Source organism: Microseira sp. BLCC-F43, assembly GCF_041929235.1.
Taxonomy (GTDB): Bacteria; Cyanobacteriota; Cyanobacteriia; order Cyanobacteriales; family Aerosakkonemataceae; genus Microseira.
Map to the genome: position 1 here is coordinate 22670 of NZ_JBHFNP010000089.1, position 26329 is coordinate 48998.

General features: G+C 47.4%; 23 protein-coding genes, 1 tRNA gene and 2 pseudogenes. 19 read left to right on the plus strand and 7 right to left on the minus strand.

Annotation, left to right across the window (positions count from 1 at the left end):
- Positions 1 to 131: 131 nt before the first annotated feature.
- Positions 132 to 1031: a hypothetical protein gene (locus ACE1CM_RS13640; protein WP_374878068.1), complete on the minus strand. Its 900-nt coding sequence runs from the start codon at positions 1029 to 1031 to the stop codon at positions 132 to 134.
- A gap of 961 nt (positions 1032 to 1992) precedes the next feature.
- Between ACE1CM_RS13640 and ACE1CM_RS13645 the strand changes: the two genes are divergently transcribed.
- Complete coding sequence (locus tag ACE1CM_RS13645) at positions 1993 to 2844, plus strand: caspase family protein (protein ID WP_374878069.1); 852 nt, start codon at positions 1993 to 1995, stop codon at positions 2842 to 2844.
- A gap of 567 nt (positions 2845 to 3411) precedes the next feature.
- On the opposite strand, the gene ACE1CM_RS13650 is transcribed toward ACE1CM_RS13645, so the two are convergent.
- Entirely contained in the window at positions 3412 to 3681 is a 270-nt protein-coding gene (locus ACE1CM_RS13650; protein ID WP_374878070.1) for a hypothetical protein, read from the minus strand.
- Between the two features lie 3 nt (positions 3682 to 3684).
- Positions 3685 to 4161 (minus strand): hypothetical protein, encoded by a 477-nt coding sequence (locus ACE1CM_RS13655; RefSeq protein WP_374878071.1) that lies wholly within the window; start codon positions 4159 to 4161, stop codon positions 3685 to 3687.
- Positions 4162 to 4397: 236 nt separating this feature from the next.
- On the opposite strand from ACE1CM_RS13655, the gene ACE1CM_RS13660 reads away from it, so the two are divergent.
- Both ACE1CM_RS13660 and ACE1CM_RS13665 read left to right on the plus strand, forming a co-directional pair.
- Positions 4398 to 5648, plus strand: a complete 1251-nt coding sequence (locus tag ACE1CM_RS13660) for a tetratricopeptide repeat protein (RefSeq protein WP_374878072.1) — start codon at positions 4398 to 4400, stop codon at positions 5646 to 5648.
- Between the two features lie 102 nt (positions 5649 to 5750).
- Positions 5751 to 6653: a CHAT domain-containing protein gene (locus tag ACE1CM_RS13665; protein WP_374878090.1), complete on the plus strand. Its 903-nt coding sequence runs from the start codon at positions 5751 to 5753 to the stop codon at positions 6651 to 6653.
- Positions 6654 to 7235: 582 nt separating this feature from the next.
- Here ACE1CM_RS13665 and ACE1CM_RS13670 read toward each other — a convergent pair.
- Positions 7236 to 8126 (minus strand): alpha/beta fold hydrolase, encoded by an 891-nt coding sequence (locus ACE1CM_RS13670; RefSeq protein WP_374878073.1) that lies wholly within the window; start codon positions 8124 to 8126, stop codon positions 7236 to 7238.
- 128 nt (positions 8127 to 8254) lie between these two features.
- Here ACE1CM_RS13670 and ACE1CM_RS13675 point away from each other — a divergent pair, with 128 nt between their 5' ends.
- From ACE1CM_RS13675 to ACE1CM_RS13690, 4 genes are all read left to right on the plus strand, one after another.
- Complete coding sequence (locus ACE1CM_RS13675; RefSeq protein WP_374878074.1) at positions 8255 to 10717, plus strand: S-layer homology domain-containing protein; 2463 nt, start codon at positions 8255 to 8257, stop codon at positions 10715 to 10717.
- Between the two features lie 24 nt (positions 10718 to 10741).
- Positions 10742 to 10921 carry a hypothetical protein gene (locus ACE1CM_RS13680; RefSeq protein ID WP_374878075.1) on the plus strand — a complete coding sequence of 60 codons (180 nt, stop codon included), beginning with the start codon at positions 10742 to 10744 and terminating at the stop codon, positions 10919 to 10921.
- A 47-nt stretch (positions 10922 to 10968) separates the two neighbouring features.
- The gene (locus tag ACE1CM_RS13685; protein ID WP_374878076.1) at positions 10969 to 12564 is read left to right on the plus strand and encodes a glycosyltransferase family 39 protein; all 1596 of its coding nucleotides are present in this window, start codon (positions 10969 to 10971) and stop codon (positions 12562 to 12564) included.
- An 812-nt stretch (positions 12565 to 13376) separates the two neighbouring features.
- Positions 13377 to 13850, plus strand: a complete 474-nt coding sequence (locus tag ACE1CM_RS13690; protein ID WP_374878077.1) for an MEKHLA domain-containing protein — start codon at positions 13377 to 13379, stop codon at positions 13848 to 13850.
- On the opposite strand, the gene ACE1CM_RS13695 is transcribed toward ACE1CM_RS13690, so the two are convergent.
- A complete protein-coding gene (locus tag ACE1CM_RS13695; protein WP_374878078.1) occupies positions 13851 to 14366 on the minus strand; it encodes a hypothetical protein in 516 nt (171 codons plus the stop codon).
- A 171-nt stretch (positions 14367 to 14537) separates the two neighbouring features.
- On the opposite strand from ACE1CM_RS13695, the pseudogene ACE1CM_RS13700 reads away from it, so the two are divergent.
- Positions 14538 to 15125 (plus strand): annotated as a pseudogene (locus ACE1CM_RS13700) (Uma2 family endonuclease).
- Positions 15126 to 15200: 75 nt separating this feature from the next.
- Here ACE1CM_RS13700 and ACE1CM_RS13705 read toward each other — a convergent pair.
- Positions 15201 to 15659, minus strand: a complete 459-nt coding sequence (locus ACE1CM_RS13705) for a hypothetical protein (RefSeq protein WP_374878079.1) — start codon at positions 15657 to 15659, stop codon at positions 15201 to 15203.
- A 78-nt stretch (positions 15660 to 15737) separates the two neighbouring features.
- Between ACE1CM_RS13705 and ACE1CM_RS13710 the strand changes: the two genes are divergently transcribed.
- From ACE1CM_RS13710 to ACE1CM_RS13760, 11 genes are all read left to right on the plus strand, one after another.
- Positions 15738 to 16457 (plus strand): Uma2 family endonuclease, encoded by a 720-nt coding sequence (locus tag ACE1CM_RS13710; RefSeq protein WP_374878080.1) that lies wholly within the window; start codon positions 15738 to 15740, stop codon positions 16455 to 16457.
- Positions 16458 to 16879: 422 nt separating this feature from the next.
- Positions 16880 to 17170 carry a nucleotidyltransferase family protein gene (locus ACE1CM_RS13715; protein WP_374878081.1) on the plus strand — a complete coding sequence of 97 codons (291 nt, stop codon included), beginning with the start codon at positions 16880 to 16882 and terminating at the stop codon, positions 17168 to 17170.
- Positions 17160 to 17513: a DUF86 domain-containing protein gene (locus ACE1CM_RS13720; protein ID WP_374878082.1), complete on the plus strand. Its 354-nt coding sequence runs from the start codon at positions 17160 to 17162 to the stop codon at positions 17511 to 17513. The genes ACE1CM_RS13715 and ACE1CM_RS13720 overlap by 11 nt, the downstream gene beginning before the upstream one ends.
- Before the next feature lie 172 nt (positions 17514 to 17685).
- Positions 17686 to 18861, plus strand: coding sequence for an AAA family ATPase (locus ACE1CM_RS13725; RefSeq protein WP_374878083.1), 1176 nt, complete (start codon positions 17686 to 17688; stop codon positions 18859 to 18861).
- A complete protein-coding gene (locus tag ACE1CM_RS13730; protein WP_374878084.1) occupies positions 18855 to 19496 on the plus strand; it encodes a DUF4276 family protein in 642 nt (213 codons plus the stop codon). The genes ACE1CM_RS13725 and ACE1CM_RS13730 overlap by 7 nt, the downstream gene beginning before the upstream one ends.
- Positions 19497 to 19604: 108 nt before the next feature.
- Positions 19605 to 20522 carry a histone deacetylase gene (locus ACE1CM_RS13735; protein WP_374878091.1) on the plus strand — a complete coding sequence of 306 codons (918 nt, stop codon included), beginning with the start codon at positions 19605 to 19607 and terminating at the stop codon, positions 20520 to 20522.
- A gap of 135 nt (positions 20523 to 20657) precedes the next feature.
- Entirely contained in the window at positions 20658 to 21794 is a 1137-nt protein-coding gene (gene gshA / locus ACE1CM_RS13740) for a glutamate--cysteine ligase (protein WP_374878085.1), read from the plus strand.
- Between the two features lie 33 nt (positions 21795 to 21827).
- Complete coding sequence (locus ACE1CM_RS13745; RefSeq protein WP_374878086.1) at positions 21828 to 21992, plus strand: hypothetical protein; 165 nt, start codon at positions 21828 to 21830, stop codon at positions 21990 to 21992.
- Positions 21993 to 22105: 113 nt separating this feature from the next.
- On the plus strand, positions 22106 to 22567 hold the full coding sequence (locus ACE1CM_RS13750) for a tRNA (cytidine(34)-2'-O)-methyltransferase (RefSeq protein ID WP_374878087.1): 462 nt from the start codon (positions 22106 to 22108) through the stop codon (positions 22565 to 22567).
- Positions 22568 to 23354: 787 nt separating this feature from the next.
- Positions 23355 to 25691, plus strand: a complete 2337-nt coding sequence (locus tag ACE1CM_RS13755; RefSeq protein WP_374878088.1) for a peptidoglycan DD-metalloendopeptidase family protein — start codon at positions 23355 to 23357, stop codon at positions 25689 to 25691.
- 147 nt (positions 25692 to 25838) lie between these two features.
- Positions 25839 to 25912, plus strand: a tRNA-Met gene (locus tag ACE1CM_RS13760).
- A gap of 81 nt (positions 25913 to 25993) precedes the next feature.
- Here ACE1CM_RS13760 and tnpA read toward each other — a convergent pair.
- Positions 25994 to 26206: pseudogene (tnpA, locus tag ACE1CM_RS13765) on the minus strand (IS200/IS605 family transposase); the annotation flags it as partial.
- Between the last annotated feature and the right edge of the window lie 123 nt (positions 26207 to 26329).

Below are 26329 nucleotides of genomic sequence, written 5' to 3' on the forward strand. Positions count from 1 at the left end.
GGCATAGTCAGACTGCAAGCATGTTACTAGGCAGATAATCTCAAACTAACACCAAATTATGACAGTCTTGTGAACAATTTGTGTCAATTGTATTAAAAGTAGGGAGAGGAGAAAGTTTCCTCTCCCGCTTTCTAGATGGTTGCATCCGCTAGCCACAGCGCCACGTTACGCACGTAAGTTTGAATATCTTCCAAGGCGCGGGGTTCGTTTTTCATCCCGTTTCCTGCCGGTTCGTCTACAAAGCTGGGAAAACCTTTGTCTATATCCCAGTTGTAATCGACAAAATGATGGAAGCTGGCGTGAGCAACTGTGCGTCCCAGCAGATTATCTTGTTCGTCTTTGTAATGGTCAATCGCAACGATGAGGTTAAAATCTCTTCCTGTGACTAAACTTTTACCCATTGCAATGACTTGCGCCTGTGGATTTCCGGGAGGGACGCCAATCCCGCCTTCGTGGGGGTGGGTGGGGAAAAATTTGATCGTTCCAGTAGGGGAATTGGGATTTTTGAGGGTTGGGTGAATCGGGTCGATGGGAATTATTTTTTGATAGTCGCCGTTGGCTCCTGAATGATAGTTAGGCCAGGAAATATAACTAGTATAGGGGTCATCGCGATCCCAGCGAGTTTCGTCGGGGTCGGGGTTCTTGGTGTGGAAATAGTGCATATCGCCGATATCGCCTAAACCGCACATCGAGCAACCCATATCTTGATGATCTCGCGTGGTGAGGATACCTTTGCCTTGTTGGCGAAATGCTCTGATTCCTGCTTGGTCTTTTTCGGTCAAACCGTCGCCTACATCTAAGGCAAATAACCAAAGTTGGTCAAAGTCTGACTCGCCGAGGTTGCTTAAAACGGGGTCGTTGCCTTCCGCGTCGGATGTGCGATCGCGTGCGGTTACCTCAAATATATGATTTCCCCCCTCGTCTTGTACCGATGCCAGATACTCGCGTAACATCGAAAAACGCCCGATGCTCCAGTCATCTTCCGTTGTGGGAATCGTCGTCTGCAACAAAATGCGAATCGGTTTTTTCATACCTTGCTCCTGGGGCAAATCGCTCTGGGCAGAAAATACAAACTCAACGGGCAATTTTAGATTTGATCGGGTCTGGAACTGACCAAGAAGACACGGGGACGCCCGGACCCGGAGACGCGGGGAGTTTTTAATCACAGTCACCGCGTTACCGCGTCTCTCATTCTCCGCTTCGTCTTCCAAGTTAGAATCCCCTGACTCTTATCATGGGGTGTCCCCGTGTCATTGTGTCCCCGCAAAGCGAGCGTCCTCTTCAAGCAACAGTTAAAGAGCTAAGTTTAGCAGAAATCTCCCGACGGGTATAGGCTGGCCTCTATTGCGAGAGTTGCAGATATATTTCGATTTGTCAAGACGGTCGGGAATACCTGCGGATTGTCCTGTAGTCCTTTTTCAGAAAAACGAAATTGTCTGACTCCACAGCATAAGGGGGAACATTATGCACCGCGATTTTAGTTTAGAACTTTTTGTTGAATCCGGCCTATCAGTTGTCGTCTTTTTGTTCCTGGTTGTTTTACTCGCATAAGACAATTGAGAGCGACATCTGCGAGACACTTAGTTGCGTTCAAAAATAGCAGACAAGCTTGACACTCCCCAGCCCTTTAGGGCTTGTCGTTACCCACATTTTCTCAGGAGTCTGATTGACGCTTTCCTTACCAGCCCGCCAGTGCCAGCCCGCCCGGAGATTAAAATCCCACAGCGAGTAGCCAAAGTCCACTTAAGTAGACTAAAGAAATCTTTCGAGTCCACTTAAGTGGACTTTGCCTATTAGCCCTGCAATTTATTGCAGGGCGGGTTTTATGGGTAGCGACTCTTTAAACCCGCCCCTACTATGCATGAACGCAACGTGGGATAAAAAACCCACTTTCTTTGCGAAACCGGGTTTCTAGATGTTTGCTTTCTGGACATCTAACGCTCTCATCAATTGAGATAAAATACCGAACAAGCAGTTATAGAGAGAACTATCATGTCCCGCCTCTCTCGTCGTCAGTTCTTCCAATTGGCTGGTTCTGCACTGGCAACTGTGGGATTCAGTCAGCTTAACTTGCAACGACAAGCTGATAGCTACGGCAAGGTTTTGGCTCAAATTACCCCGCGCAAACTGGCTTTACTGGTCGGCATTAATAGCTATCCCTCACACCCCTTGCGCGGCTGTGTGAATCATGTGGAATTGCAGCGGTTGCTTTTGATTCACCGCTTTGGTTTTAATCCGAAATATCTTCTAATTTTAACCGAGCGACAAGCCACTCGTGAAGGTATTTTACAGGTATTTGAAGAACATTTGATTAAGCAAGCGAAGCCGGGAGATGTGGTTGTATATCACTATTCAGGACATGGTTCTCGCATTTTCGATCCAGACCTGATTGTTGTTAGGTATACGACGGATAATAGCGGATTAAACGGTACTTTTGTTCCGGTTGATGGTAACTTACCGACTGGCTATCCTGCACAAGGTGGGGTGGTTAAAGATATTATGGGACACACTTTATTTTTGTTGATGTCGGCGGTAAAGAGTGAAAATCTTACGGTTGTTCTCGATAGTTGTTTTTCTGGAGGTGCGACGCGAGATCGACGGGTGCGTTCCCGCGATGGCGGCAAGAATATCCGCACCTCTCCGGAAGAGAAAGCTTATCAAGAAATGTGGCTATCACGCCTGAATCTTTCGCGGGAAGACTTTATTAAAGGATATCGGACGGGCGTTGCAAAAGGTGTTGTATTAGCGGCAAATGCTCCAAATAAATTCGCAATATATGAACGTTTGAATGGTTTCGAAGCAGGCGCTTTTACTTACCGTTTGAATCAATATATGTGGCAATAAAATAGCAATTTTGAGAACGCGACAGCTTACGTAATGGAGGTCCTATTTATGAAGTGAAAGTGGGCAGCGGCTATGAAAGACAACCGCTATATTTGATTAATAATCCACGTCCGACGGCTAATGTAGTGGTAACTGAAGTGACAGGAAATCGAGCAACTTTATGGTAGGGTGGATTTGATGCAAAAGGGTTGGCAAGTTTAGAGGATGGGACGGTGTTGGGGAGTGTTGCTGCGACGGGGAATCGTGGGGGGATGGTGAGGGTGCGATATGCCTCCGGCACGCTACGCGATCGCGCGATGGTTTAGTAGGAATAGGCACGGTAGAAGGAGTGGTAGCGCCAGGGACGCTGTTGCGGAAAATCGATCGATCTGCGCCCTTGAATAATTAGCCAAAAACCCGGTTTCTAAGTTAGAGTTTATCGACTCTAACTTAGATTAATTGAGATGTTGCTCTTGTGGCATTACCCCGCCAGGGAATAAATTCCAAGGGCTTTTAGCATAAGTCCACTTAAGTGGACTAAATACTTATGATTAAAGGCTTTCAGTCCATTAAAATGGACTTTCGCTATTAGCCCGGAAATAAATTTCCGGGCGGGCTATGAGATTGGTGCAAGATCTGAATTAACAAAATAAAATTGATATTAATTTTCTGAGGGATTAAGTTCCAAGAACCACTCATCAGTTCCCCAGCTGCGAGAGCGAGTTTCCCAGACTTGTGGATGAGATAAAAAGACTCGCGGGTGAGTTTCCCAGACTTGTGGATGAGATGAAAAGACTCGCGGGTGAGTTTCCCAGACTCGTTAATGAGATCTAGAATCTCATCAACGAGTGCATACACATCCTAAGCGGCAGTATTAACCTTGGTAGCTTTAGTGCGAATCGCCTTAAAGCGTTCGCCTAACTGTTCGGCGATAATTTTAAGTCCGGGGGTGATTTTCGCCGCTGTCTTGACGTAATTGTAAACCGTTAAACTGCTGCTCATGGCTTCGCTGCTGACTGCCATGCGGGTATCGTCTACTTTTTCAGTCAGTTGTTGGATGCGGTAGAAGATATCGGTGAGAGAAGTAGCAAGTTGATAGTCGCGCTGGAATTCATCGAGGTCAAAACTTGCCGGGAGGATATCGGGGTTAGATTGAGCAGCAGTGAGACTGTTGTTGACAAAAGCAAGGCTTTTATCGCCCATTTTATAGAGTTTGCGTCGTTCTTCTGCGGTCAGGGTAATGAGGAAAGGAAGTTTTTCCTCAATAATCGCCAGTGCGGCTTTGATTTCTTGGATGTCGGTTTCCGAAAGCGTGCCTGTGATGTTTTGATAGGGCATTGTAGGATTCCTGTTGAGTTTGTATTAGAATGCCCAGGAAAGAGAGCGAGCGCACATCTTATACTAAATCCAGCAAAGGCAACCATCCTTATCTTCTTCCTCTTCTTCTTTGTGTCCTTTGCGTCTTCGCGGTTTATTAAGCAGTTTAATCCCAAAACCTGCATAACTTCCACGCGCTCAGATATAAGTAGCAACAGCAGGAATAAAACCAGAGTCAACAAGGCGCAGGTGCAGCGATGGCTCAACTTCTTCAAACCGACGCGGGGCAGAAATCGGCCTTCCGATTACACCAGTTAGTATGGTTTCTGGGCATCGTCCCGAAGAGTTTAGTCTTATTCATCGGTATTCTGTTGTTATCAGAGTCCGTCGCTGGGATACCTACACAATTCTCCCTTGAGCGGGGAGAATCGAGGATTGCCCAACAGCCAGCAGCTACCTCGCAAGAGGAAACTCGCGCCTCTGCTGAACGCGCTTTTCAAGAGGGAATGCAGCTGTATAGGCAAAGAACAGTGGAATCTTTGCTTGGAGTGATCGCAAAATGGGAAGAGGCACTGTCACTTTATCGAGAAGTCGGTGACAAGGCAGGGGAAGCTGCCACCCTCAACTACATCGGCAGAGTCTACTCAGATTTGGGAGAAAAGCAAAAGGCGCTAGAGTTCTACAACCAATCGTTACCCCAAAGTCGTCAGGTGGGTGACAAGGCAGGGGAAGCTGCTACCCTCAACTACATCGGCAGAGTCTACTTAGATTTGGCAGAAAAGCAAAAGGCGCTAGAGTTCTACAACCAATCATTGCCCCTATCCCGTGCAGTGGGCAACAAGGCAGGGGAAGCTGCCAACCTTGGCAATATCGCCTCAGTTGAACGCAAGCGAGGCAATCTAAACGAAGCGCTGACTCAGATTCAAGCTGCCATCAAAATCATTGAAGAACTCCGCACCAAAATAGCAAGCCAACAACTTTGCGCCTCTTACTTTGCCACCGTACAAGGTTATTACCAGTTCTACATCGACTTGCTAATGCAGTTGCACAAAACCAAGCCCTCCAAAGGTTACGACGCTCTTGCACTGCACATTTCAGAACGCTCTAAAGCCCGCAGTCTCCTAGAACTCCTCGCCGAAGCTAACGTTAACATCGGCGCTGGCGCAGACCCCCGATTGCGAGAGCAAGAACGCAACTTGCAACAGCAACTCAACGCCGCAGAACAAAGCCGCATCAAACTCCTAGAAGGTTCGTATACAGAAAAACAATTAACCGAAATCAAACAACGAATCGAAAATCTCATCACCCAACTCGACCAAGTGCAAGCGCAAATCCGAGTCAAAAGCCCCGCCTATGCTGCCATCTCGCAACCAGGAGCCTTCACCCTCACCCTACCCCAAATTCAACAACAAGTACTCGACGACGACACCCTGCTGCTGACATACTCCCTCGGCAAAGAACGCAGCTATTTGTGGGCAGTTACCAAAACCGGCTTCACTAGCTACTAACTCCCCAAACGCGCTGACATTGAAGCTGCGGCAAAGGAATTCCGCCAAGTTTTAACCGATGCCAACCCAGATGAGTCAGAAATTGCCACCAGTGCAGCCAAACTGAGTCAATTAATCTTAACCCCCGTCGCCAATCAACTCGGCAACAAACGCTTACTCGTAGTCAGCGACGGCATCTTGCAATATATCCCCTTCGCCGCGTTGCCTGTCCCCGCCAACAGTCAACCAACTCCCTCCCTCCCCGCGTCTCCCCCTCCCCGCGTCCCCGCGTCCTCCTACACCCCTCTCCTCGTCCAAAACGAAGTCGTCTCCCTCCCCTCCGCTTCTACCCTCGCCGTCTTACGCAACCAAGTCAAAGACCGCCCACAGGCGGCTAAAATTCTCGCAGCGATCGCCGACCCCGTTTTTACCCGCGATCACCCCCGCTTCCCTTCTGCCCAAAACCAGCAGCAAACTGCCACAGACTCCAAAACAGCCGTTATGCGTGCCTGCGAAAGCCTCGATCGCCTAGAATTTAGCGGTAAGGAAGCCGATAATATTCTCGCCCTCGCACCTGGGGCGAAGCGCTTTGCCGCCTTAGGCTTCGATGCTTCCCGCGCCAATGCCACCCGCGCGGACTTATCCCAGTATCAAATCGTACATTTCGCCACCCACGGCTGCGTCAACGAAGACCATCCCGAATTATCCGGCGTAGCGCTTTCCCAATTCGAGCCAACCGGCGTCAGTACCGATGGCTTCCTGCGCCTCCACGATATCTTTAACCTCAACCTGGGAGCCGAACTCGTCGTCCTCAGCGCCTGCAAAACCGGCATTGGTAAAGAAGTGCAAGGAGAAGGACTGATTGGCTTGACAAGAGGCTTTATGTATGCACGAGCAAAGCGAGTCGTCGTCAGTTTGTGGAGCGTCAACGATGCGGCAACGTCCCAGTTGATGCAGAAATATTACCAACAAATGTTACAAAAAAAATTAAATACCGTACAAGCACTGAGAGCGGCGCAGTTATAAATGTGGCAAAGCGAACAAGGGAAAGCACCTTATTACTGGGCGGCGTTTGTCGTGCAAGGGGAATGGAACGATTAATCGCGGCGTAGGGACACGGCATCTGTATCATTTGGTTTTGTGGCGCAATTTGTGGATGCTGTGCTACTACAATCAACGGGGTGGGGGACACGGCATCGGCATCATTTCGCCTGGTGTCAAAACTGACTGATACGAAATCTGGGTTGACTACCTGTTTTATCTTCTTCCTGTTGTTCTCTAATTCGCTACCCTTGAATCGCTCTTGCGCATCCGCGCCGCTGCGCGAACGCTAACGCGGTTTATTTCAAAGGGGGTTATGGAAGGGGATTTGGTATGATGCCCTGCCCCCTACAATCAACGGGGTGGGGGCACGGCGTCTTTATGTTTTCGCTTTGTGTCGCAATTTGTGGATGCCGTGCCCCTACAATCAACGGGGTGGGGGCACGGCGTCTGTATCATTTCGCTTTGTGGCGCAACTGACTGATGCTGTGCTACTACAATCAGCGGGGTGGGGGCACGGCGTCTGTATCATTTCGCTTTGTGCCGCAACTGACAGATGCTGTGCTACTACAATGATTTACCCAACCAATCCAACATCAACGGATTCACCACGTCGGGGCGCTCGTCGTGGGGACAGTGACCTGTATTGGGAATCGAGATAAATTCTATCGGTTCGCCGTTCTCGTTCCGCTCTTGGAAAATCTTCGCTCCAGTCACGGGGGTCCAAGGGTCATCTGCTCCCCAAAGTACCAGAACGGGATGCCTGACTTTGGGCAGTAATTCTGCAATTGTCGGCCCTGGGGGTGCGGTCAGAATGGAAGCAAAAACTTTCTGCGCCCCTGGGTCGCAGGAAGGCGCATAAAGCATATCTACCAGTTCGTCGGTAATAGCTTCCGAGTTGCGGTAAACCTGGAGCAGGGTGTTGCGGATGCGGTGTTTCTGGCGGATGCTGTTAAACAAGATTGGCCCTACTAGCTGACTTTGCACCACTTTAGTAAACGCTCCCATCACCAACCGCAACGGTAAGTTTAACTCGTGGGGGCGATGGTTGAGTCCTCCGGCGCAGTTGAGTAGAATTGCACCCGCCGCAATTTCTGGATGATGGGCGACTACCATCAAACTGAGTAACCCACCAATCGAGTTACCGACAAATACGGCGGGTTCTTGGATCTGTTCGCTCCAGAAATCTTTGAGCAGTTCTGCCCATAAATCCAGCGTATAATCCAACGCAGGTTTATCCGAACCGCCGAAACCGAGTAAATCGAGGGCAAATACCCGATAGCCGCCTTCTGCAAGGGCAGGGATGTTTTTCCGCCAATGTCCCATAGACGCGCCAAAACCATGAATCAACACGAGGGGGAGTCCCGTACCCTTGACGGTGTACAGTATTTTGTGGCCTCGCCAAGACCAGGTGCGCTTTTCTAACGGGGTGGTTGTGGCTAGTTGCTGAGTAGTCACAATTTTCTGTTAAGATTCTTAATCTATTTTTGAATATCGTAGTATCGTTTCACCTAAAATCAAATCTTCAGAACCGTTCTGCAAGCAGTCAACGTTGCTCTAGCCATACCGGGAGGGGGTAAAAGCTTATGAATCAAGGTATCTTTGGTGTAATTGGCAGAGTTACTTTTGCAGCGCTGGGTGTGGCGATCGCAGCGATCACACCCACTTCCGCCAGTGGTAGTACCTCGCAGGTAGAGCAGAAAAGCAGGGGGGCCCAGGAGCAAGTTTCACCAGCTACAATCGATACGGCTTTAGCCACGCTGCGCGAACGCACCATAACCCAAGAACCGACTAGAAGAAGCACCAGACAAAACCAACCGTCTCGAACGCCCAGCAGACAAAATCAACCGACTCGCAGACCAACAGAAGAAAATAAGGTTCAATTGCCGGAACCTGTAACGAAGGCAATTTTAGAGAATTTAGCCCAGCAGACGGGATTGCAAACTTCCGACTTGCGCGTAGTGGAAGTAGAACAGAAAACTTGGTCGGATGGTTGTTTGGGTTTGGGAAATCCTGGGATAGCTTGTTCCCAAGCACTGGTTCCCGGATGGCAAGTTACCGTTGCCAGCGATCGCCAACGTTGGATCTATCGCACCAATTTATCAGGTTCCCTAGTCAAACTAGATGCAGCCGCAACGCAACAACTCGCTGATGGTGCAACGCCGCCAACCGCAGAACAACCAAACCCCAGGGAAAATCCCAGAACAACGAATCGTCGCACCTCGCGTCCGACACCACCAGCGACAACAGCAACAGAACCTGCAAGCGAGGTAACAGCACCCGCCACTCCACCCCCAGTAGCTCCCAACAACCGCATTCAGACGCCGGTTGTGCCAACCCCTGCTCTTGGACAAGAAAGTTTTAGCCTCGCAATTCGGCAACCCTCTGGAACCCTATCGGAAATCATTGCTAGAGTCTCGCTCAAAGTCAAACGTAACGATGGCTATGCACCCGAAAGGTTTATCGGGGATTATCGATATCGACTCAATCAACGGGCGACATTTAGACGGGGGATGAATCCAGGCGATCGCATCGTCGTGCGCCTATATGATTTCCAAAATCGCCTCATCGGCTACAGCGAGTTTGAAGTATTGCTCGCCAACGCAGCAGTAAACTTAATATTGGGCAACCGCCCCACAGCCACCCGCGTCGTGCGAACCGTCTACGGCATCGATATCAACGCCGACGGACTCATCGACCCAGGTACGACAACTTACGACTACTTCACCCAAATTAACGGCACCAATGCCGGTACGGAACAAGTCCTCTTCCTCGCCAACTTGCAGGATATAAACTTGACTTGGTATCAAGTCGCTGGCTTACCCGTACCGCCCCAAACCAGCGTATATCCCGGCAACCTCAGCAGCGGCGCCAGCGTCGTTTTCGGTTCGGATCTGCCTGCAACCCTAACGACGATACCGGGAAGGGAAAGTCGGGTAATTAACGTAGAAGTGGGGAATGGTTCGGTTTACGATGTCAGTTCCGTACTAGCAAGCGCACCAGAACCCGCACAAACCGCACCGACGCCAGCACCCACCCCAGAACCCGTCCCGGAAGTCGAGATTAGCTTTCCCGACGTACCCGCCAATTACTGGGCGAGAAACTTTATCGGTCAGTTAGTGGGAAGGGGATTGTTGCAAGGATATCCCGATGGTGCATTTCGTCCCAACGATCCGGTAACCCGCGCCGAACTTGCCACAATTATTAGCAAAGCCTTCGATCGCAACAAAACCCGCGAGATGGCGACGTTTAGAGACTTGGCAACGAATCACTGGGCGTATCCCGCCATCTCGGATGCTTACGAAATGGGCTTTTTAGGTTCTCCCAACAGCCGCAGTTTCAACCCCGACCAAAATGTCTCGCGTTTGGATGTTTTGGTAGCATTGGCGCGGGGACTTGGTTTGACTCCCAGCGGTTCTCCCGATCGAATTCTGCGCGTTTATCGCGATGCCGGTACAATTGCCGCAGAAGAACAAAGAGCGATCGCAGCTGCTACCGAAAAAGGATTAGTCGTCAGCTATCCCAACGTCAGATTTCTCAATCCCCGGCGAGTAGCAACCAGAGCCGAAGTCGCTGCTTTAATTTACCAAGCATTGGTCAGCACCGGACAAGCAAATGCGATCGCCTCGCCTTATGTGGTAAAAGAAGGAGCAACCGCCAGCGAACCCGAACGTCCTTCACGTCCGCGTCAAAATAGCGAACGTAGAACCCCCATACGTCGGCGCACCACTACCCAACCCCGTCGCCAAACTCAACCAGTACAACGCTTCGGGACTCAGCAGCGACGCCAAACCCAACCAGTACAGCGCACCACTACCCAACCCCGTCGCCAAACTCAACCAGTACAACGCTTCGGGACTCAGCAGCGACGCCAAACCCAACCAGTACAGCGCACCACTACCCAACCCCGTCGCCAAACTCAACCCGTGCAACGCTTCGGGACTCAGCAGCGTCGCCAAACCCAACCAGTACAGCGCACCACTACCCAACCCCGTCGCCAAACTCAACCCGTGCAACGCACCCAACCGCGTCGCCAAACTCAATCATAGGTAATAGGAAATAGGTAATGGGTCATGGCTGTTCTTTGCCATGACCCAGAAGACGCCCAGACGGGGAGACGTGGAGAAGCGGAGCGTCACCCTTCTCAAGTGAGAAGCATCCGGTCTGACCCTCCCGAATTTAAACAGCCAAAAGCACCATCCGCTCCTATGAAGGAACGCTGCTATCTTTACTCCAAGAATAAGGAATTATAGCTGAAGAAATTGGATTGAATAAACATCCACATTTAAGGAAAGTTAAGATGACTCGAAACGGAAAAATCACCCCACGTTGGTTGCATTTTTTTATAATTATCGTGCTATTAATGGGCATATTTTTCCGCTTCGTCAACCTTGACAGAAAAGTCTTCTGGAATGATGAGATTGCGACCATATATAAGATTTCTGGTTACACAGATTATAAAGGAGCATTCAATGGTCAAATAATTACCATCTCTGATTTACGCAAGTATCAGCGCCCCGACCCTGAAATGAGTGTCATTGATATCGTAAAAGAGTTAACAACATGGGATTCTAAACACGCACCTCTATATTTCGTGATAGCGAGATTTTGGGCCCAATGGTTTGGCAGTTCAGCAGCAGCGCTCAGAAGTTTGTCTGCCTTGATTAGCTTGCTAGTATTCCCTTGCATCTATTGGCTTTGTTTAGAATTATTTCAATCATCGTTAGTGGGTTGGGTAGCAGTAGCACTGATAGCTATATCACCATTTCATGTTCTATACGCTCAGGAAGCACGAATGTATAGTTTGCAAACAGTCACTATCTTGTTATCTTGCGCTGTGTTGCTACGAGTCATTCGTGTCAACACAGTGCTTGGTTGGGGACTTTATGCAGCAAGTTTGTCCCTATCAATATATACGCACACGCTGTCTGCATTAGTCGCCATAGCACATGGCATCTATGTGGTTGCAATTGAAGGTGTTCGACTGAGTAAAGTATTGGTTGCTTATCTAATCGCTGCGTCGGTAGGATTGCTAACTTTCCTGCCCTGGCTTTTTTTTATTTTGGCTAACTATGACCGAGTTTCAAAAACAATAGAATGGCAAAATAAGACGATACCACTGCCTTCTTTGGTGGCATATTGGGAAATAAACTTGAGCCGGATTTTTCTTGATTTAATACCTACTTACCAGACTGACACCGACTTCAGTAGCTTTAAAAATACCTGGTCTATTTATCTCATAAGAGTTATCTTAATTATGGTTGGATACTCAATCTATTTTGTTTGGCGTTATAGTTCAAAACGGATTGGGTTGTTTATCTTCACCTTAATTGGTGTTTCAGCACTCCCTCTAGTACTCCCAGACCTAATTTTTGGTGGTATCCGCTCGCTTAATAATCGGTATTTAATCGCGTTTTATCTAGGTATTCATTTAGCTGTAGCTTATCTATTTGCCACTAAAATAACATCAGCATCTGCTAAGTTTTGGCAACAGAAGCTGTGGCAGATTGCTCTGATTGCCCTAATTTCATGTGGAGTTCTCTCATGCGCGATTATTTCTCCAGCAGAAACTTGGTGGAACAAGTATTACAGCTCCGAGAGTATTCCAATAGCTAGGATTGTGAATCAAACTAAATATCCACTTGTGATCGTTGTTGATGATTATAATTGGTCGTCTAGGACTCATGTATGGTCTATTATTGATTTTCTAGAACCTAAAGTTCGACTTCAGTTAGTAGTTGAACAAAATATCTCAAGAATTCCTGATGGTTTCAGCGATGTATTTTTATTCTGTCCTTCCAAGGAATTGCAAGATGGAATAAAAAAAGAGCATAAAGTCAAGATAGCTCCAGTTTTTGAGGGCACTCTGTCTCTCTGGAAATTAGAAAAATTGTGAGGAATCTCCGATGAGGCAAAACCCCTAACGGGACTTAAACGAAAATCGAGAAGCAATAAAGGTATAATCCAGGCATGGCAAACATTTCACATTAAGGCTTGAGTCATGAAACAGACAACTACCGTCGCCATGCCTCCTTGCTCCCTTGAGATGGTGTAACGAGTTCATTAATGATTTATACTAAGCTGTTGTGCATCTAAATTGCATATTATTCAGTTAGGAAACAAACCGTCAAACCCTCTCCGCGTCTCCGTGTCCCCCCGTCCCCGCGTCAGTCTCAACCAGCAATTTAAATGCGTCTTAGCTTATCCCTATTTCATCGATTATTCCAGCGACTAATCCCAGATGGCTGAAGGCGCGATCAGCAAGCTGAAGGCTTGAGCAATCTATTTTGTTAGGGGGTGTGACCCTCTATTGGTGGTTGAACTGAAGCAAGAAATTTATCTTAATAGTCTTCTTCCAGCTGATTCTTCTCCAGTTTGTCAATATGATCTTCAGGGGGCGACTTCGTCGCTTTCCTAGGTTGCTGTATAAGCTTTATGGCTCTCAAACCTCGTTGATAAAAGGGCTTTTTATTGCGAATAGAACAAAGCATTTCCTCTACCCACAACTGGCATTGATAAAAAGCTATTAGCCAGTTTTCACCATATATACCTATCCAAAAGTTGCTATGTCTTTTTCTAGTTCTACCTGTTTCTTGAAGACGGCAAACATATTGCTGCTGCCCCTGTAACTTGGTTCTTTTTCCTTGTAACCAGGCTCAAGTCATTGCCAAAGCAATTAAAATTATTAAGCGAATTATATCTAAAATTATGGAACAACTTCCTTGGCAACAGGAACGTGTTATCCGGCACAGTTTGCGTCTGTGGCACAGTTTTCAGCATTGGACGGGCAAAACTTTACTTGAAAATAGCAGCGATGGAGCAGCAGAAATTGCCCGCGAGCTATTTTTAGCGCCCTTTGTCCTAGTTTCCCACGGCACCGAACCCGATCCTATTTTTAATTACGGCAATCAAAAAGCCCTCGATTTGTGGGAATTAAGCTGGGAAGAACTTACCCAAATGCCTTCGCGATATACGGCTGAACCTGTAGCGAGAGAGGAGCGCGAGCGCATTCTCACTCAAACCAAAATCCAAGGCTTTGTTAACAATTATCGCGGCGTCCGCATTTCTAGTAAAGGGCAGCGCTTTTTGATCGAAAACGGCACGCTCTGGAATGTACTAGACGAGCAAAAGCAAATTTGCGGTCAAGCCGCCGTATTTTCAACATATACACCCCTTTCTTAATTATGGCATTAGTTGCTTGAACTGCTGTAAATTTTCTGGACTGAAAGTTACTTTCACCTCGAGTAGTTGGTTGTTATCCCGCAGCGTCAGAATGCAACCTTCACCTTCTTGGTTGTATTCTACTTGCGGATTGTTTAACTCAAATTTCTGATAAATCGCTTCTTTTAAACCCACCCGGATGACAATCTCTCTTTGTGACTGGGGATAAATATACAATTGTTGGCGAAGCATGTCCAATTCGAGTTTATGCGGCGTGGTACTGCGTTCTTGCTGAGAATCAGGTTTGCGCCAATAAAGGGTAATCCCGCGAATTTCCGGGTTAGATATCAGAAACAATTCATCAAATCGCTGAGGTTCCCAGTCGATTTCTCCCACATCAGCGGTGGGTGGAATCAGTCGCTGTCGCCAAGTAATTTCCTGACCGTTGAGACTGGCAAACCATTGTTTGATAATGGCAAAGTTATTCGGATTCTCCTGCTTTGTGCTACCTTGCTGCCAAACTGTTATGCGTTGCATAAGCGACTCCTGGATTTGTTCGCACAGTTAAAGATTAACAAAGATTAAGCAAATTTGGCGGGCAGGTGGGAGAAAAAGGTAATAGATCCCTATTCTCTCTGCATCGATAACACCTTGTCTGCTCAGTTGACCTAGAATCAGAATAACTGCGTCAGCGAAGCCGTTAAAATTATGACTCTAATTCAAGCTAAACGCTTCACCCTGGAAGAATATCATCTTCATGGAAAAATCGGCTTTTTCCATGAAGATGACCGAGTTGAACTGATTCGCGGAGAGATTGTACAGATGTCAGTAAAAGGTACGCGCCACGAAACCTGTCTTAGAAAATTGTTGCGGGAATTACCAATACTGTTAGCAGAACGAGCAACTCTGCAATGCCAATCTCCGATTGTTTTACCCTACAACAGCGAACCATAACCGGATTTTACTGTTGTAAAAAATCGCTCCGACGATTATTTATCTGCTCATCCGACTCCCGCTGACATTTTGCTATTGATTGAAATTGCAGATTCTTCTTTGGATTACGACAAAAATGTTAAAACCTCGCTTTATGCTGAAGCGGGTATTCCTGATTATTGGATTTTCAACTTAATCGATAATTGGCTGGAAGTGTGCAGCGAACCATTTGAATTGAGACGAGGTAAATTTGATTATTTAAATAAGCGTCTGGTTTTGCCAAATCAGAGCATTGCGCTTCCCTGTTTTCCCGATTTATCCCTTGATTTAACCAAAGTGTTTCCTCGAAAGCAAAACTCGTAATTTGTCGCTAGATCATCCCGAGAAACCAGACTTTTCTAAAAAGTCTGGTTTCTGGTTTTATGGAAATGCGATCGCTTAATCCCAACCTCGCTCTAACGGATCAATTTCGATATCTGGAGAAATCTCAATTACTGATATCTTGGCATTCTCAACCACCGTATTTCCTAAAATTGTATTGTGTATTGCCTCAAACTTAGATTCATCCTTAGCAATTCGTTCGTAGTGCAAAATCACGTGGTAATGCTTTTGAATTGATTCTCCAGAGTCCGATCTTTCCACCGCGAGCGAATCTATATTTTGACAATCTTCAGCTTTCTGACGATATTCATCAGCTAAACTTTCTAAAGCGCAAGCGATCGCATGTTCTTTAGTTTGTCCGTAAAACCGGGTGCAATCCTTAGTGCGAGTCTCCTTTGGAGAGGCTTCGCCAACGCTCAAAGATGGCGAAATATCGCAAACATACTGCCCATTATCTTGAGGAAACACTGTAATCGAAATTGTTCCAGTAATTCCATCGGGATTCATTTGAGTCATAAGCTGCTACCAAATTTACTTCTACTGTAAAACTTCTCCTCAACGCTATAATTTAGATGAGTTTTGGGGAAAGCCGCCATGTTAGATTACAACCTGCCGAGGTACTTACCCTCCGCCGAAGAACTACCCGACTCTGATGAGACACCTGTGGATAACGAACTGCAAGAATTAATACCAGGGTTACTGAAGGCAATATTGCTCATACTTTGGGCAGATCGCATGGACTGGTTTTTCGGCATTGATATGGGTATTTATTATCACCCCGACAAACCTTCCATTGTCCCAGATGGTTTCTTGAGTTTAGGGGTGGAACGGTTTTACGATGAAGAGTTACGCCCCAGTTATGTATTGTGGGATGAAAATGTTGTCCCAAGTCTGGCGCTGGAAGTTGTTTCTCAAACCTATCGGAAGGAATACACTGATAAATTAGCAGACTATGAAGTTTTAGGCATACTTTATTATATCATTTATTCTTCCCGTCGTCGCCGCAAGCCGCGTTTGGAAGTCCATAAGTTAGTCAATGGTAAGTATGAGTTACAGCAAGGAAATCCAGTGTGGATGCCGGAAATTGGTTTGGGAATTGGTTATGAAAGGGGAAATTATTCTGGGGTAACGCGGGAGTGGTTGTATTGGTATGACGCCCAGGGAAAGCGTTATTTAACCCCTGAAGAACAAGTGAAGCAGGAATCACAACGAGCGCTACAAGCCCAACAACAGGCGCTACAAGCTCAACAACGAGTAGAACAATTAGCTCAACGATTGCGAGAGTTGGGGATAGATCCGGATAATTTGGACTGATTGCAGTTAAGAGAAGTTAATGCGATCGCTCTTCTTACTTCCTCCACCTAAACTGCTGTTTTCAGATATTGCACCTGTGTTTTTAACCCGCCTTGGACTTAAGTCCAAGGCTAATAGCTTAAGTCCACTTAAGTGGACTGTTTAGCGGATTTTAGTCCATTTCAATGGACTTTCGCTATTAGCCAGAGAATTTACAGCAGATTGCAAGCCTTGTGAAGTACAGCCTTTTGGCGCAAGGCAAGTATAGCGGCAGCAAAAATGGCAGCCGCTATTGCATTCCTTCGGTGTACTTCATGCGCCTGCAATCCGCTATATTCTCTGGCGGGTGTGGACAATGGTGCAAGATGTGGCTAAAGCCGATCTGAAACTGTAGGATATAGAAACTGCTACCGTAATATTAAATTAATTTCGGGAAACAAACCATGAAACGGGATGAGGTATTGGCAATTCTAGCGGCACACCGAGAACAGTTGCAGGAAATGGGAGTAAAATCCCTTAATTTGTTTGGTTCAGTCGCACGGGATGAAGCTCGTCCAGATAGCGATGTAGACTTTTTAGTAGAATTTAATCGACCCGTAGGACTGTTTGAATTTATCGCAGTAAGGCTTTATTTACAGGATATATTGGGATGTTCTGTAGATATGGGAACCCAGGATGCTTTAAGGGAACATTTGCGAGAACCTGTACTAAAGGATGTCATCCATGCCTTCTAGAGATTGGCGGCTTCGCATTCAAGATATTCTGGAATGTATTACCGAAATCTTGCAGCGGACAGCAGGGATAGAGTTTGAGGATTTCATTGCGAACAGAACAATTGTTAAAGCTGTACTCTATGACTTTGGCATTATCGGTGAGGCGGCGAGAAACATCCCCAGTGATATACAATCTCGCTATCCTCAAATACCCTGGCGTTTGATGGGAGATATGCGAAATGTAATTTTTCACGCATACTTCCAGGTAGAATCAGAGATAGTTTGGAGAACAATTCAAAATAATCTTCCTTTACTGGCATCACAACTACAGGAAGTGCTGGAGAGGGAAGCATCGGGAGAATAGTTGATAGAGGAATGCGATCGCTTTCTTATTTCTCCAAGCGTGAATCATACGATCGCTCTTTCACAGTGGTTTAAGCGCGATCGCATCTCTATATCAAAATTTTATTTTTGATAAGTTTTAGGAGAGTTACAGTATCGATTACAATGTTAGCAGCTTGGAATATAAGGATAAGATGGAAGGTAAAAGATTTATCCGCACCCGGCGACTACAAAACTTCCTATCCTACGGAAGTGAGGGTGAAACAATAGAACTACAGCCACTGAATGTGCTGATTGGCGCCAACGCATCTGGTAAATCGAATTTAATCGAAGCAATCAAACTCCTGAAGGCAACACCTACAGATTTAACTGTCCCGATTCGTAAAGGAGGAGGCATTAGCGATTTCCTTTGGAAAGGTGAAAGGGGCATTCCACGATCTGAAATTGAAGCTACCTTAGATAACTCTGGAAATATGCCGCTACGCTATCTTATTGGGTTCACAATAGCTGGTCAAAGGCTGGAACTGGTAGATGAAGCGATAGAGAATGAAGACCCATATCCAGGTGAAAATGATGTCTATTTTTACTACCGATATCAGAATGGTCGTCCAGTTTTAAATGTAAAAGCTGACATCAGCCCACGCCATCTACGCCGAGAATATCTCATCCCAGATAAGTCTGTTTTGTCTCAAAGAAAAGACCCCGAACAGTATCCAGAACTCACATATATTGGCAATCAATTTTCCAGCATCGCTTTATATAGAGACTGGCATATAGGACGAGATTCAGAACCCAGGATGCCTCAAAAACCAGACTTACCCGAACATCCTCTACTAGAAGATGCGAGTAACGTTGGACTTGTTTTAATCAACTTACAATACCAACTGGGAACAAGACAACTCATAGAGAAGCTAAAAAAATTTTACGATGCAGCAGAAGAACTTACAACCAAGATTTACGGAGGTACAGTCCAAATATTTATTCGTGAGGAAAGTCTAAGTCAACCAATTCCTGCAACCCGTCTCTCAGATGGAACACTGCGTTATTTATTCTTAATGGCATTACTCCTAGAACCAACTCCACCACCACTCATTTGTATTGAAGAACCGGAGATAGGTTTACATCCAGATATTCTGCCTACTATTGCTGAAATGTTAATCGAAGCATCTCAGCGGACACAATTAATTGTTACCACTAATTCTGATGCTTTGGTTTCTGCACTTTCCCCTGAGTCAGTGCTGGTATGCGATCGAGATGATATGGGAAGCCATTTGCATCTTCTTGCTCCTGAAAGACTGAAAAAATGGCTGGAAAAGTATTCGTTGGGGGTAATATGGAGAATGGGTGAAATTGGTGGAAATCGATGGTAAAGGAAATTCAGATTTATGTTGAAGGTGGTGGGGATAAAAAGGATACAAAAGCTCGAATAAGCGAAGGCTTTAGCGGTTCTCTGAAAGACATAGTTCAGATTGCACGCAGTAAGCGAATTAAGTGGCAGATTATTATCTGTGGTAGTCGCAATAGTGCTTTCAGTGACTTCCAGAATGCTTTGGAAGATCATCGAGATGCTTTTAATCTATTGCTGGTAGACTCGGAAGCACCAGTGAAAAAAACACCTTGGGAACATTTGAAGTCTAGAGATAATTGGGAATCACCCGGTGTAGATGATAATCATTGCCATTTAATGGTTCAAGCAATGGAAGCATGGTTTATTGCTGACATTGATACCCTAAAAATTTTTTATGGTCAGGGATTTAAAGAAAATTCAATTCCCAAGAGTACGAATGTAGAGACAATTCATAAAGATTTATTGGCTCCTAGTCTGAAAGCAGCTACTAGCGACACAAAATCTAAAGGTGAATATCAAAAGAGCAAACATGCTTCACAGCTTTTAAAGCTGTTGAATGTCGCTAAAGTACGCAAGGCGTCTCCTAATTGCGATCGCTTATTCACAACCCTTACCCAAATCATGGAAGATTCCTCTGACAATACTGGTGCAGAATGAAGCAATCAGCGATGATTCAGTAGTAGCTGGCTGTTACGACTGAGCTAACCTTATCAGATGTAAGTATTGAATGAATCAGCGATCGCATCTAAAATCCAAAATTCCTCGATGGACTTGCCAATTATCTACCATCCCGACTACGTCGCACCCCTCCCGGAAGGTCATCGCTTCCCCATGCCCAAATTTCGGCTACTTTATGAATTACTTTTATCCGATGGCGTCGCCCATCGAGAACAATTCCACACCCCCTTTCGTCCCCCGCAAGACTGGATAGAATTAGTCCATACTCCGGAATACGTCCAAGCTTACTGCGAAGGCACCCTCGAACCTAAAGCACAACGACGCATCGGTTTACCCTGGACTCCCGCTTTGGCGAATCGTACCTGCGTCGCCGTTGGCGGTACAATATTGACAGCGCAACTGGCACTAAAGTGCGGTTTAGCCTGCAATACCGCCGGTGGAACCCATCACGCCTTCCCCAGTTATGGTTCTGGTTTTTGTATTTTCAACGATTTAGCGATCGCATCCCGTCTCCTCCAACATCTCAACCTCGTCCAAAAAATCCTCATCGTCGATTTAGACGTACACCAAGGCGACGGTACTGCCTTTATCTTCCAAAACGACGAAAGCGTCTTCACTTTCTCAATGCATTGCCAAGTCAACTTTCCCGGTACCAAACAAAACAGCGATTTAGATGTTCCCCTCACAGAAGGAATGGAAGACGATGAATACTTACAAACTTTGGCAAATTACCTACCAGATTTGCTGTCAAAAGTCAAACCCGATATAGTATTGTATGATGCAGGAGTTGACCCCCATGTGGGCGATCGCTTGGGAAAATTATCCCTCACAGACAGGGGCATCTTCCGCCGCGAGATGCAAGTTTTGACTACCTGTATCGCCGCAGGTTATCCCGTCGCCTGCGTCATCGGCGGCGGCTATGCTGACGATATGAACTCCTTAGTTTATCGCCACTCTTTACTCCATCGTGCCGCCAGCGAGGTCTATCGCCAGTACCGACTTTAGTGCCAAACTATTGGCAGAGGATGGATTTTGTTTTTCTCGATACAGTTTGGCAGAAGGTAGTGGGTCTCCATTACCAATTACCCTCGTTCCCACCGCTCTGCCTGGGAACGCCATTACCGATTAAAGGACAAAACCGTGCTGTTATCGAAAGGCTTTGAAATAGAGATGTACACCGGCACCCCCCAAGGGGAAATTGTCGGACTCTCGGATCGGATTGTGGCAGATTTGGATGGATTTGTATATGAGCCAGATAGCCGCAACGTGGAATATACAACCGCACCCCTGTGTTGTTACGATCGTTTGCTCTGTGCTTTAGTGCGTCCTAGACAGCGACTGCGCGCCTACTTAAAGCGATTGGGAGACTATACCCTAATTCCGGGGAGTTCTTTGTCTTTGGGTAGAAGCGATATCTTCTACCGTTCCGACCCCAACAATCCTTATCACACTTACATCGAAAATACCTACGGCACTAACGTCGTTACCGCCAGCGTCCACATCAATATCGGTATCAACGATCCGGAATTACTGATGCGCGCGATTCGTCTCATCCGCGTCGAAGCACCCTTGTTCCTCGCCCTCAGTGCTTCTTCTCCCTTTCTCGATGGTCGCGCTACTGGATATCATTCGACTCGCTGGGGCGTTTTCCCCAAAACACCCGCTCACGTCCCCTTATTTGAAAGCCACGCCCATTTTATCCGGTGGACTGAGCAACAACTAGACGCCAAGAAGATGCAAAACGTGCGTCACCTTTGGTCATCAGTGCGACCGAATGGGAACCGTCGTCCTTACGACCTCAACCGTTTGGAGTTGAGAATCTGCGATTTGATTGTAGACCCGATTGCCTTGCTTGCCGTCACCGCATTTTTAGAAGCGCGTCTGGTACAGTTGATTGGCGATCGCAGTTTAGACCCCCTAGAACAAAGTCAGTTTTCCGCCGCAGATTTGCTCGCTATTACCGATGCTAACGAAGATGCTGCGGCAAGAAATAGTCTCGACGCCCAACTCAAACATTGGCAAGACGGCAGAACCCTCCTCGCCCGCGACTGGATTGAAGAAGTTTACCACCAAGTCTGGCCCCTTGCCAAAGCACAAGGTTTTAGCTGCTTCCTGTCACCCCTGAAAAAAATACTCCGGGAAGGCAACACCGCTCAACAGTGGTTAAAACTGCACGCAAGCGGCGAAGACTGTCAGAGTATTATTATTCAAGCGATTAAAGCAGCGCTCCTCCAGGAAATTGAACTCGAAGATAAATTATGCCAGCTGGCGGCCTAATTCGAGCAGGTGGGTAGAGGGGCAGGTGGGCATTTGAATCTCTATTCTCCCCATCTCCCCATCTCCCCATCTCCCTATCTCCCCATCTCCCCATCTCCCCATCTCCCCATCTCCCCATCTCCCCATCTCCCTATCTCCCTATCTCCCCTGCCCCATCCCGCTTGGCGCATCAAAATATTTAATCAATCTTATCCCTAATTCTTATATTAGATAATTATATACTTTCCCTCTATCTTTAGGTAGATTTTGGGATGCTGGAGACGATTAGCCACCGGCGCTTTTGTGTGTAATTAAGGAAATTTCGAGATTTTATGGGGCAGATTGTGTTAATTAACCCGCAAATTCCGCCAAACACCGGCAATATCGCCCGTACTTGTGCTGCCACCCGCACGGAGTTACATTTAGTAGGTCCCCTGGGCTTTGAAATTAGCGATCGCTATCTCAAACGTGCTGGTTTAGACTATTGGCCTTATGTTAACTGGCGCTATCACCCCTCCCTACAAGACTTTCAGGCATTTCATCACCAACGCGGCGGACGTTGGATCGGTTTCAGCACTTCTGGACGATGCAGTTATGTAAAATTTCAATTTCTTCCCGATGACTGGCTGCTATTTGGTAGCGAAACAGAGGGACTCCCGTCAGATGTATTGAAAGCTTGCGCTGAAACTGTGTATATTCCCATGAGTCAGCCTGGTGTCCGCAGCTTGAACCTCTCGGTAAGTGTAGCAGCAGGTTTATTTGAAGCGAGACGGCAACTCGGCTATTTAGAATAAGTTCGTTCCCTGTATTGTATCCGGCTAATTTTTTTAAAGCCCCAGATCAATCGGGGGACGCTTTGATTGTAGAGACGAGGGAGAAATGGCTATTTTTCTACTAAAATTACCTCAACAGCATCCAGTTATCTACTCCGGGACTGCTGTCGCTATGATAAGAAATTTATATGGCGCTCCCGGTTGCCAGCCCCACCTCGATTGATAGATATTATTCATTTTGAACCACCCTGAGTAAAACGAGGCCGGGATGTAGTAGGTTGCAATATCAAGCTTTTTAGCTTTTTACTGCCAACGGCAATTAGCAACTGCAATCTGGGGCATACGTAATTCTACGGATGTTGTTTTCCGATAAATTGGCCTAAAGTCGCTTCTGTTCTCTCACGAGTCACTGGTTGTTAGATACGCAAGATGTTCCTACACCCACGCAGCAAAAAGATATTCTTTTCCCAAGTCGTTCTTCGGCAACCAAGGGGTTGGGAAGAAAGGATATGTGTAAAATGCTACAAAAGGATTGGGGTTACAACTGTTTCTGACCCGTTAGCAAGAGCGCGGCTGTTGTTGGCTCGAATGCAGCCAAACAATAGGCTATGGCTGGCTCTAGAGGCTATTTAAAGATTGCCTAGTTGTGTAATCTTGTCTAAATTCAGAAACCAGGGTAATCTGACCTAAGTAATATTTACTGTCAGTGATCCAGATCAATTTTCCTAACGATCCAAGTCATAGACTGGTAAGTTAGACAGCATAAATCGGGGAAAGTTAAGCGCTAGTCATCACAGGAGGTCGTTCTTTGAAACGAGTATTGACGCAAAAGGTTAAGCCAATTCCCGCCTGTGCCTTCCTTGATCGTGCAGCGGAAGAAAACCTGAAGTCATTGCCAAGCGAGGGCAATCTTCGGGTGGGCAGAAGCGCTGCCATGATTGGCTTGGCCATTTCAGTGGGTGCGTCTAGCCTCTTGCTACCACAGCAGGGAGAAGGTGCGATGGCTACCGAAGCAACAGACGGTAGTCCAGTATCAACAGTTCCCGCACCTGCAACCTCGCCAGCAGTGGGCGAGACACAAGGGCAGCCCATCATGGCAGCAGCAGAGATCATGCCCAAACAGCCAGCAATTGGGCACCAGGATCGGGAAGGGCAAACCATTGGGTCAAACACTCAAACGAACCAGGTTGATCCAACCTTGGCCGCCGAGACGAAGTTGCCAGCTTTGATCGCAACGAGTGCAGCAGCTCCCAGAATACCGGCGTTGATGGAAAAGAGTCAGGGGATTTCTGCTCCAGAGAATCCACTCTTGGGCATCGCACCGGCTATCTTGCAAAGAGCAAACGGCTACAGCAGCGATGGGGCTAGCAGGGATAGCTTCGCTGCGCGCCTCGGCAGAGTTACCTCTCCTTACAAGCCGTCAGTGGCACAAGAATCATCGGCAGGCGTTGCAGCCACAATTCCCAATCCGGTTAACGACCTGTTAAAAGCCAAGCAAACAGTTGCAATCGACCGCTTGAGGGATTCATCGAACCGTTTAAGAAGCAGTCTGGCGGAGTGGAAGTCTGAGGAGTATACCAATTTACCAGATCAAAGTAACGAGCTATATCAACCCTACGTTCCTAGCTATGTCAACCCCGTTGTCCCCTCACAACAAGAGTCGGCAGACGTGGTGGATGGGCAAGTTGAGGCGGTAGGAAGCGCTAGCGTTACCGAACCCGCAACAGAACCAGTTATATCTGCCAGAAAGCCACAGTCGGAACAGCAAAACGCTCGCGTAGAAGCATTACCCCAGGTTGTCGTACCCGAACCAACCCGAACCGAAGCGGTGACCGCGGTTTATCAAGTACAACCGGGAGACACCCTCAGCGGCATCGCCCAGCATTACGGTGTAACGGCAACGGTGCTGGCTCAGGCAAATCACATCGACAACCCGCACCGGCTTCAAATTGCTCAATTACTGGCAATTCCTCAAACCGAGAAAGGCGGCACTACCCTAGTAGCAAACGCCCAAAACTTCGGATCCCACCTCAGAGAAACAGCCTACATTCGTCCGGGGCAGCAGTTGCCTGCAAGTGCATCTTGGCTAACTAACGTGGCGGTGCCAACCAAGCAAAGAACGTCTTCAACCCTGGCGCTGGCAGTTGTTCCAGGTTTAGTCATCGACCCAGATCGCGATCGCAATTTAGGGCCGACGGTGCCATTGTCAGATGAAGCTTCAGTGCCTCTGGCAGCATCTGGTGACGCTAACTTGGGCACGGATTTTGCCCCACCAAAGTTCAACGGTACTGGAGTTAAGCAACTCGCAGTAGGGGAACCTGAATCCAAGTACTCTGACGCGGAAGATAGAAACGAGATCGCCGCCAAACCAAAACAGCAAAACAATCCCTACATCGAACGACTGCGGGCAGAACTTTCTCAACTGCGCGACCAGTATCGCAACGGGCAAGCAAGCTTCCGCCACCAAACAGCAAACGCTCCCGCTCCCTCACCCACACCTGCTGCTCCCGTCAATCCCGAGTTCGATTCCCGCCGTTATAACCAGGCATTACAAGCCGAAATTGAAAGAAGAGCCGCCAGCGAGCGAGCCAACCTGCCTCAAACTCAAACTTTACCCAGAACCCAACCACCAACGGTTGCTACCGCACCCTTGGGATCCGAACCCTATCAACCCTTCCAGCCTTCCAGGGGACAAATGGTGTCTCCCGATCTACCGCCCCTGGGCGACCCGAATCAATACCTGCCCGGTGGCTCCCAAAACTTGAACGGGTTTATGTGGCCGACGCGGGGAGTCCTCACCTCTGGTTATGGTCGTCGTTGGGGACGGATGCACCGAGGAATCGATATTGCCGCTCCAACTGGCACGCCGATTTTCGCCGCCGCTCCCGGCGTCGTGGTTTACGCCCGCTGGAATTCTGGCGGTTACGGCAATCTGGTCGATATCAGACATGCCGATGGCAGTTTGACTCGCTACGGTCACAACAGCCGCATTTTCGTGCAAGAAGGCCAAGTCGTCGAGCAAGGACAGCATATTTCTGCCATGGGCAGCACCGGCTTCAGCACCGGGCCGCACCTGCACTTCGAGATCCATCCCTCCGGACGGGGAGCAGTCAACCCAATGGCTTTCCTGCCCCGCCGTCGCTAATACGTTAAGGTGACTGGGAACTGGGGACTGGAGACTGCAAAAGTCTTCAGCTCACCCCAAACCCATTTCACCCCCTCCCCCATTTTTGCTTGAAACGGGTGCAGCTATTCCAATTTTTATTTGTTTTGTGCTAATCTAATAAAGCTTGGCTCAGTAGCTCAGTAGGTCAGAGCAGGGGACTCATAAGCCCAAGGTCGTTGGTTCAAATCCGACCTGAGCCATTTCTCCCATCTTTTTTATAGGAGTTAACGCGGTCACCCCGCGTCAAGAGACCGGGGTAACCGCGTGAGACTTTAGTCTCGCTAACCTTTTTGTTGTTCAATGTATCGCTTCACCGTCTCCGTGCAGACATTACCAGCAGTCGAGACAAAGTAACTTGGAGTCCATAAAGTCGGGATTTTAAGAAGCTCTGGGAACTCCTTTCTTAAATGATGGGATGCACGTCCCTTAATCTTTCTCATAATATCTGCTGGTGCATCCGTAGGTTTCACATTTAAAAACAAATGGTTAGAGTCGAACGAGTAGTCACCTACCCGAACTCTCCTTCAAAACCGGACGTGAGACTTTCACCTCATCGGCTCCTCGTTTGTTTGGCACTTGTCATGTGTACCGCTTTCCGGTGTTTCAGGATTAGGGGA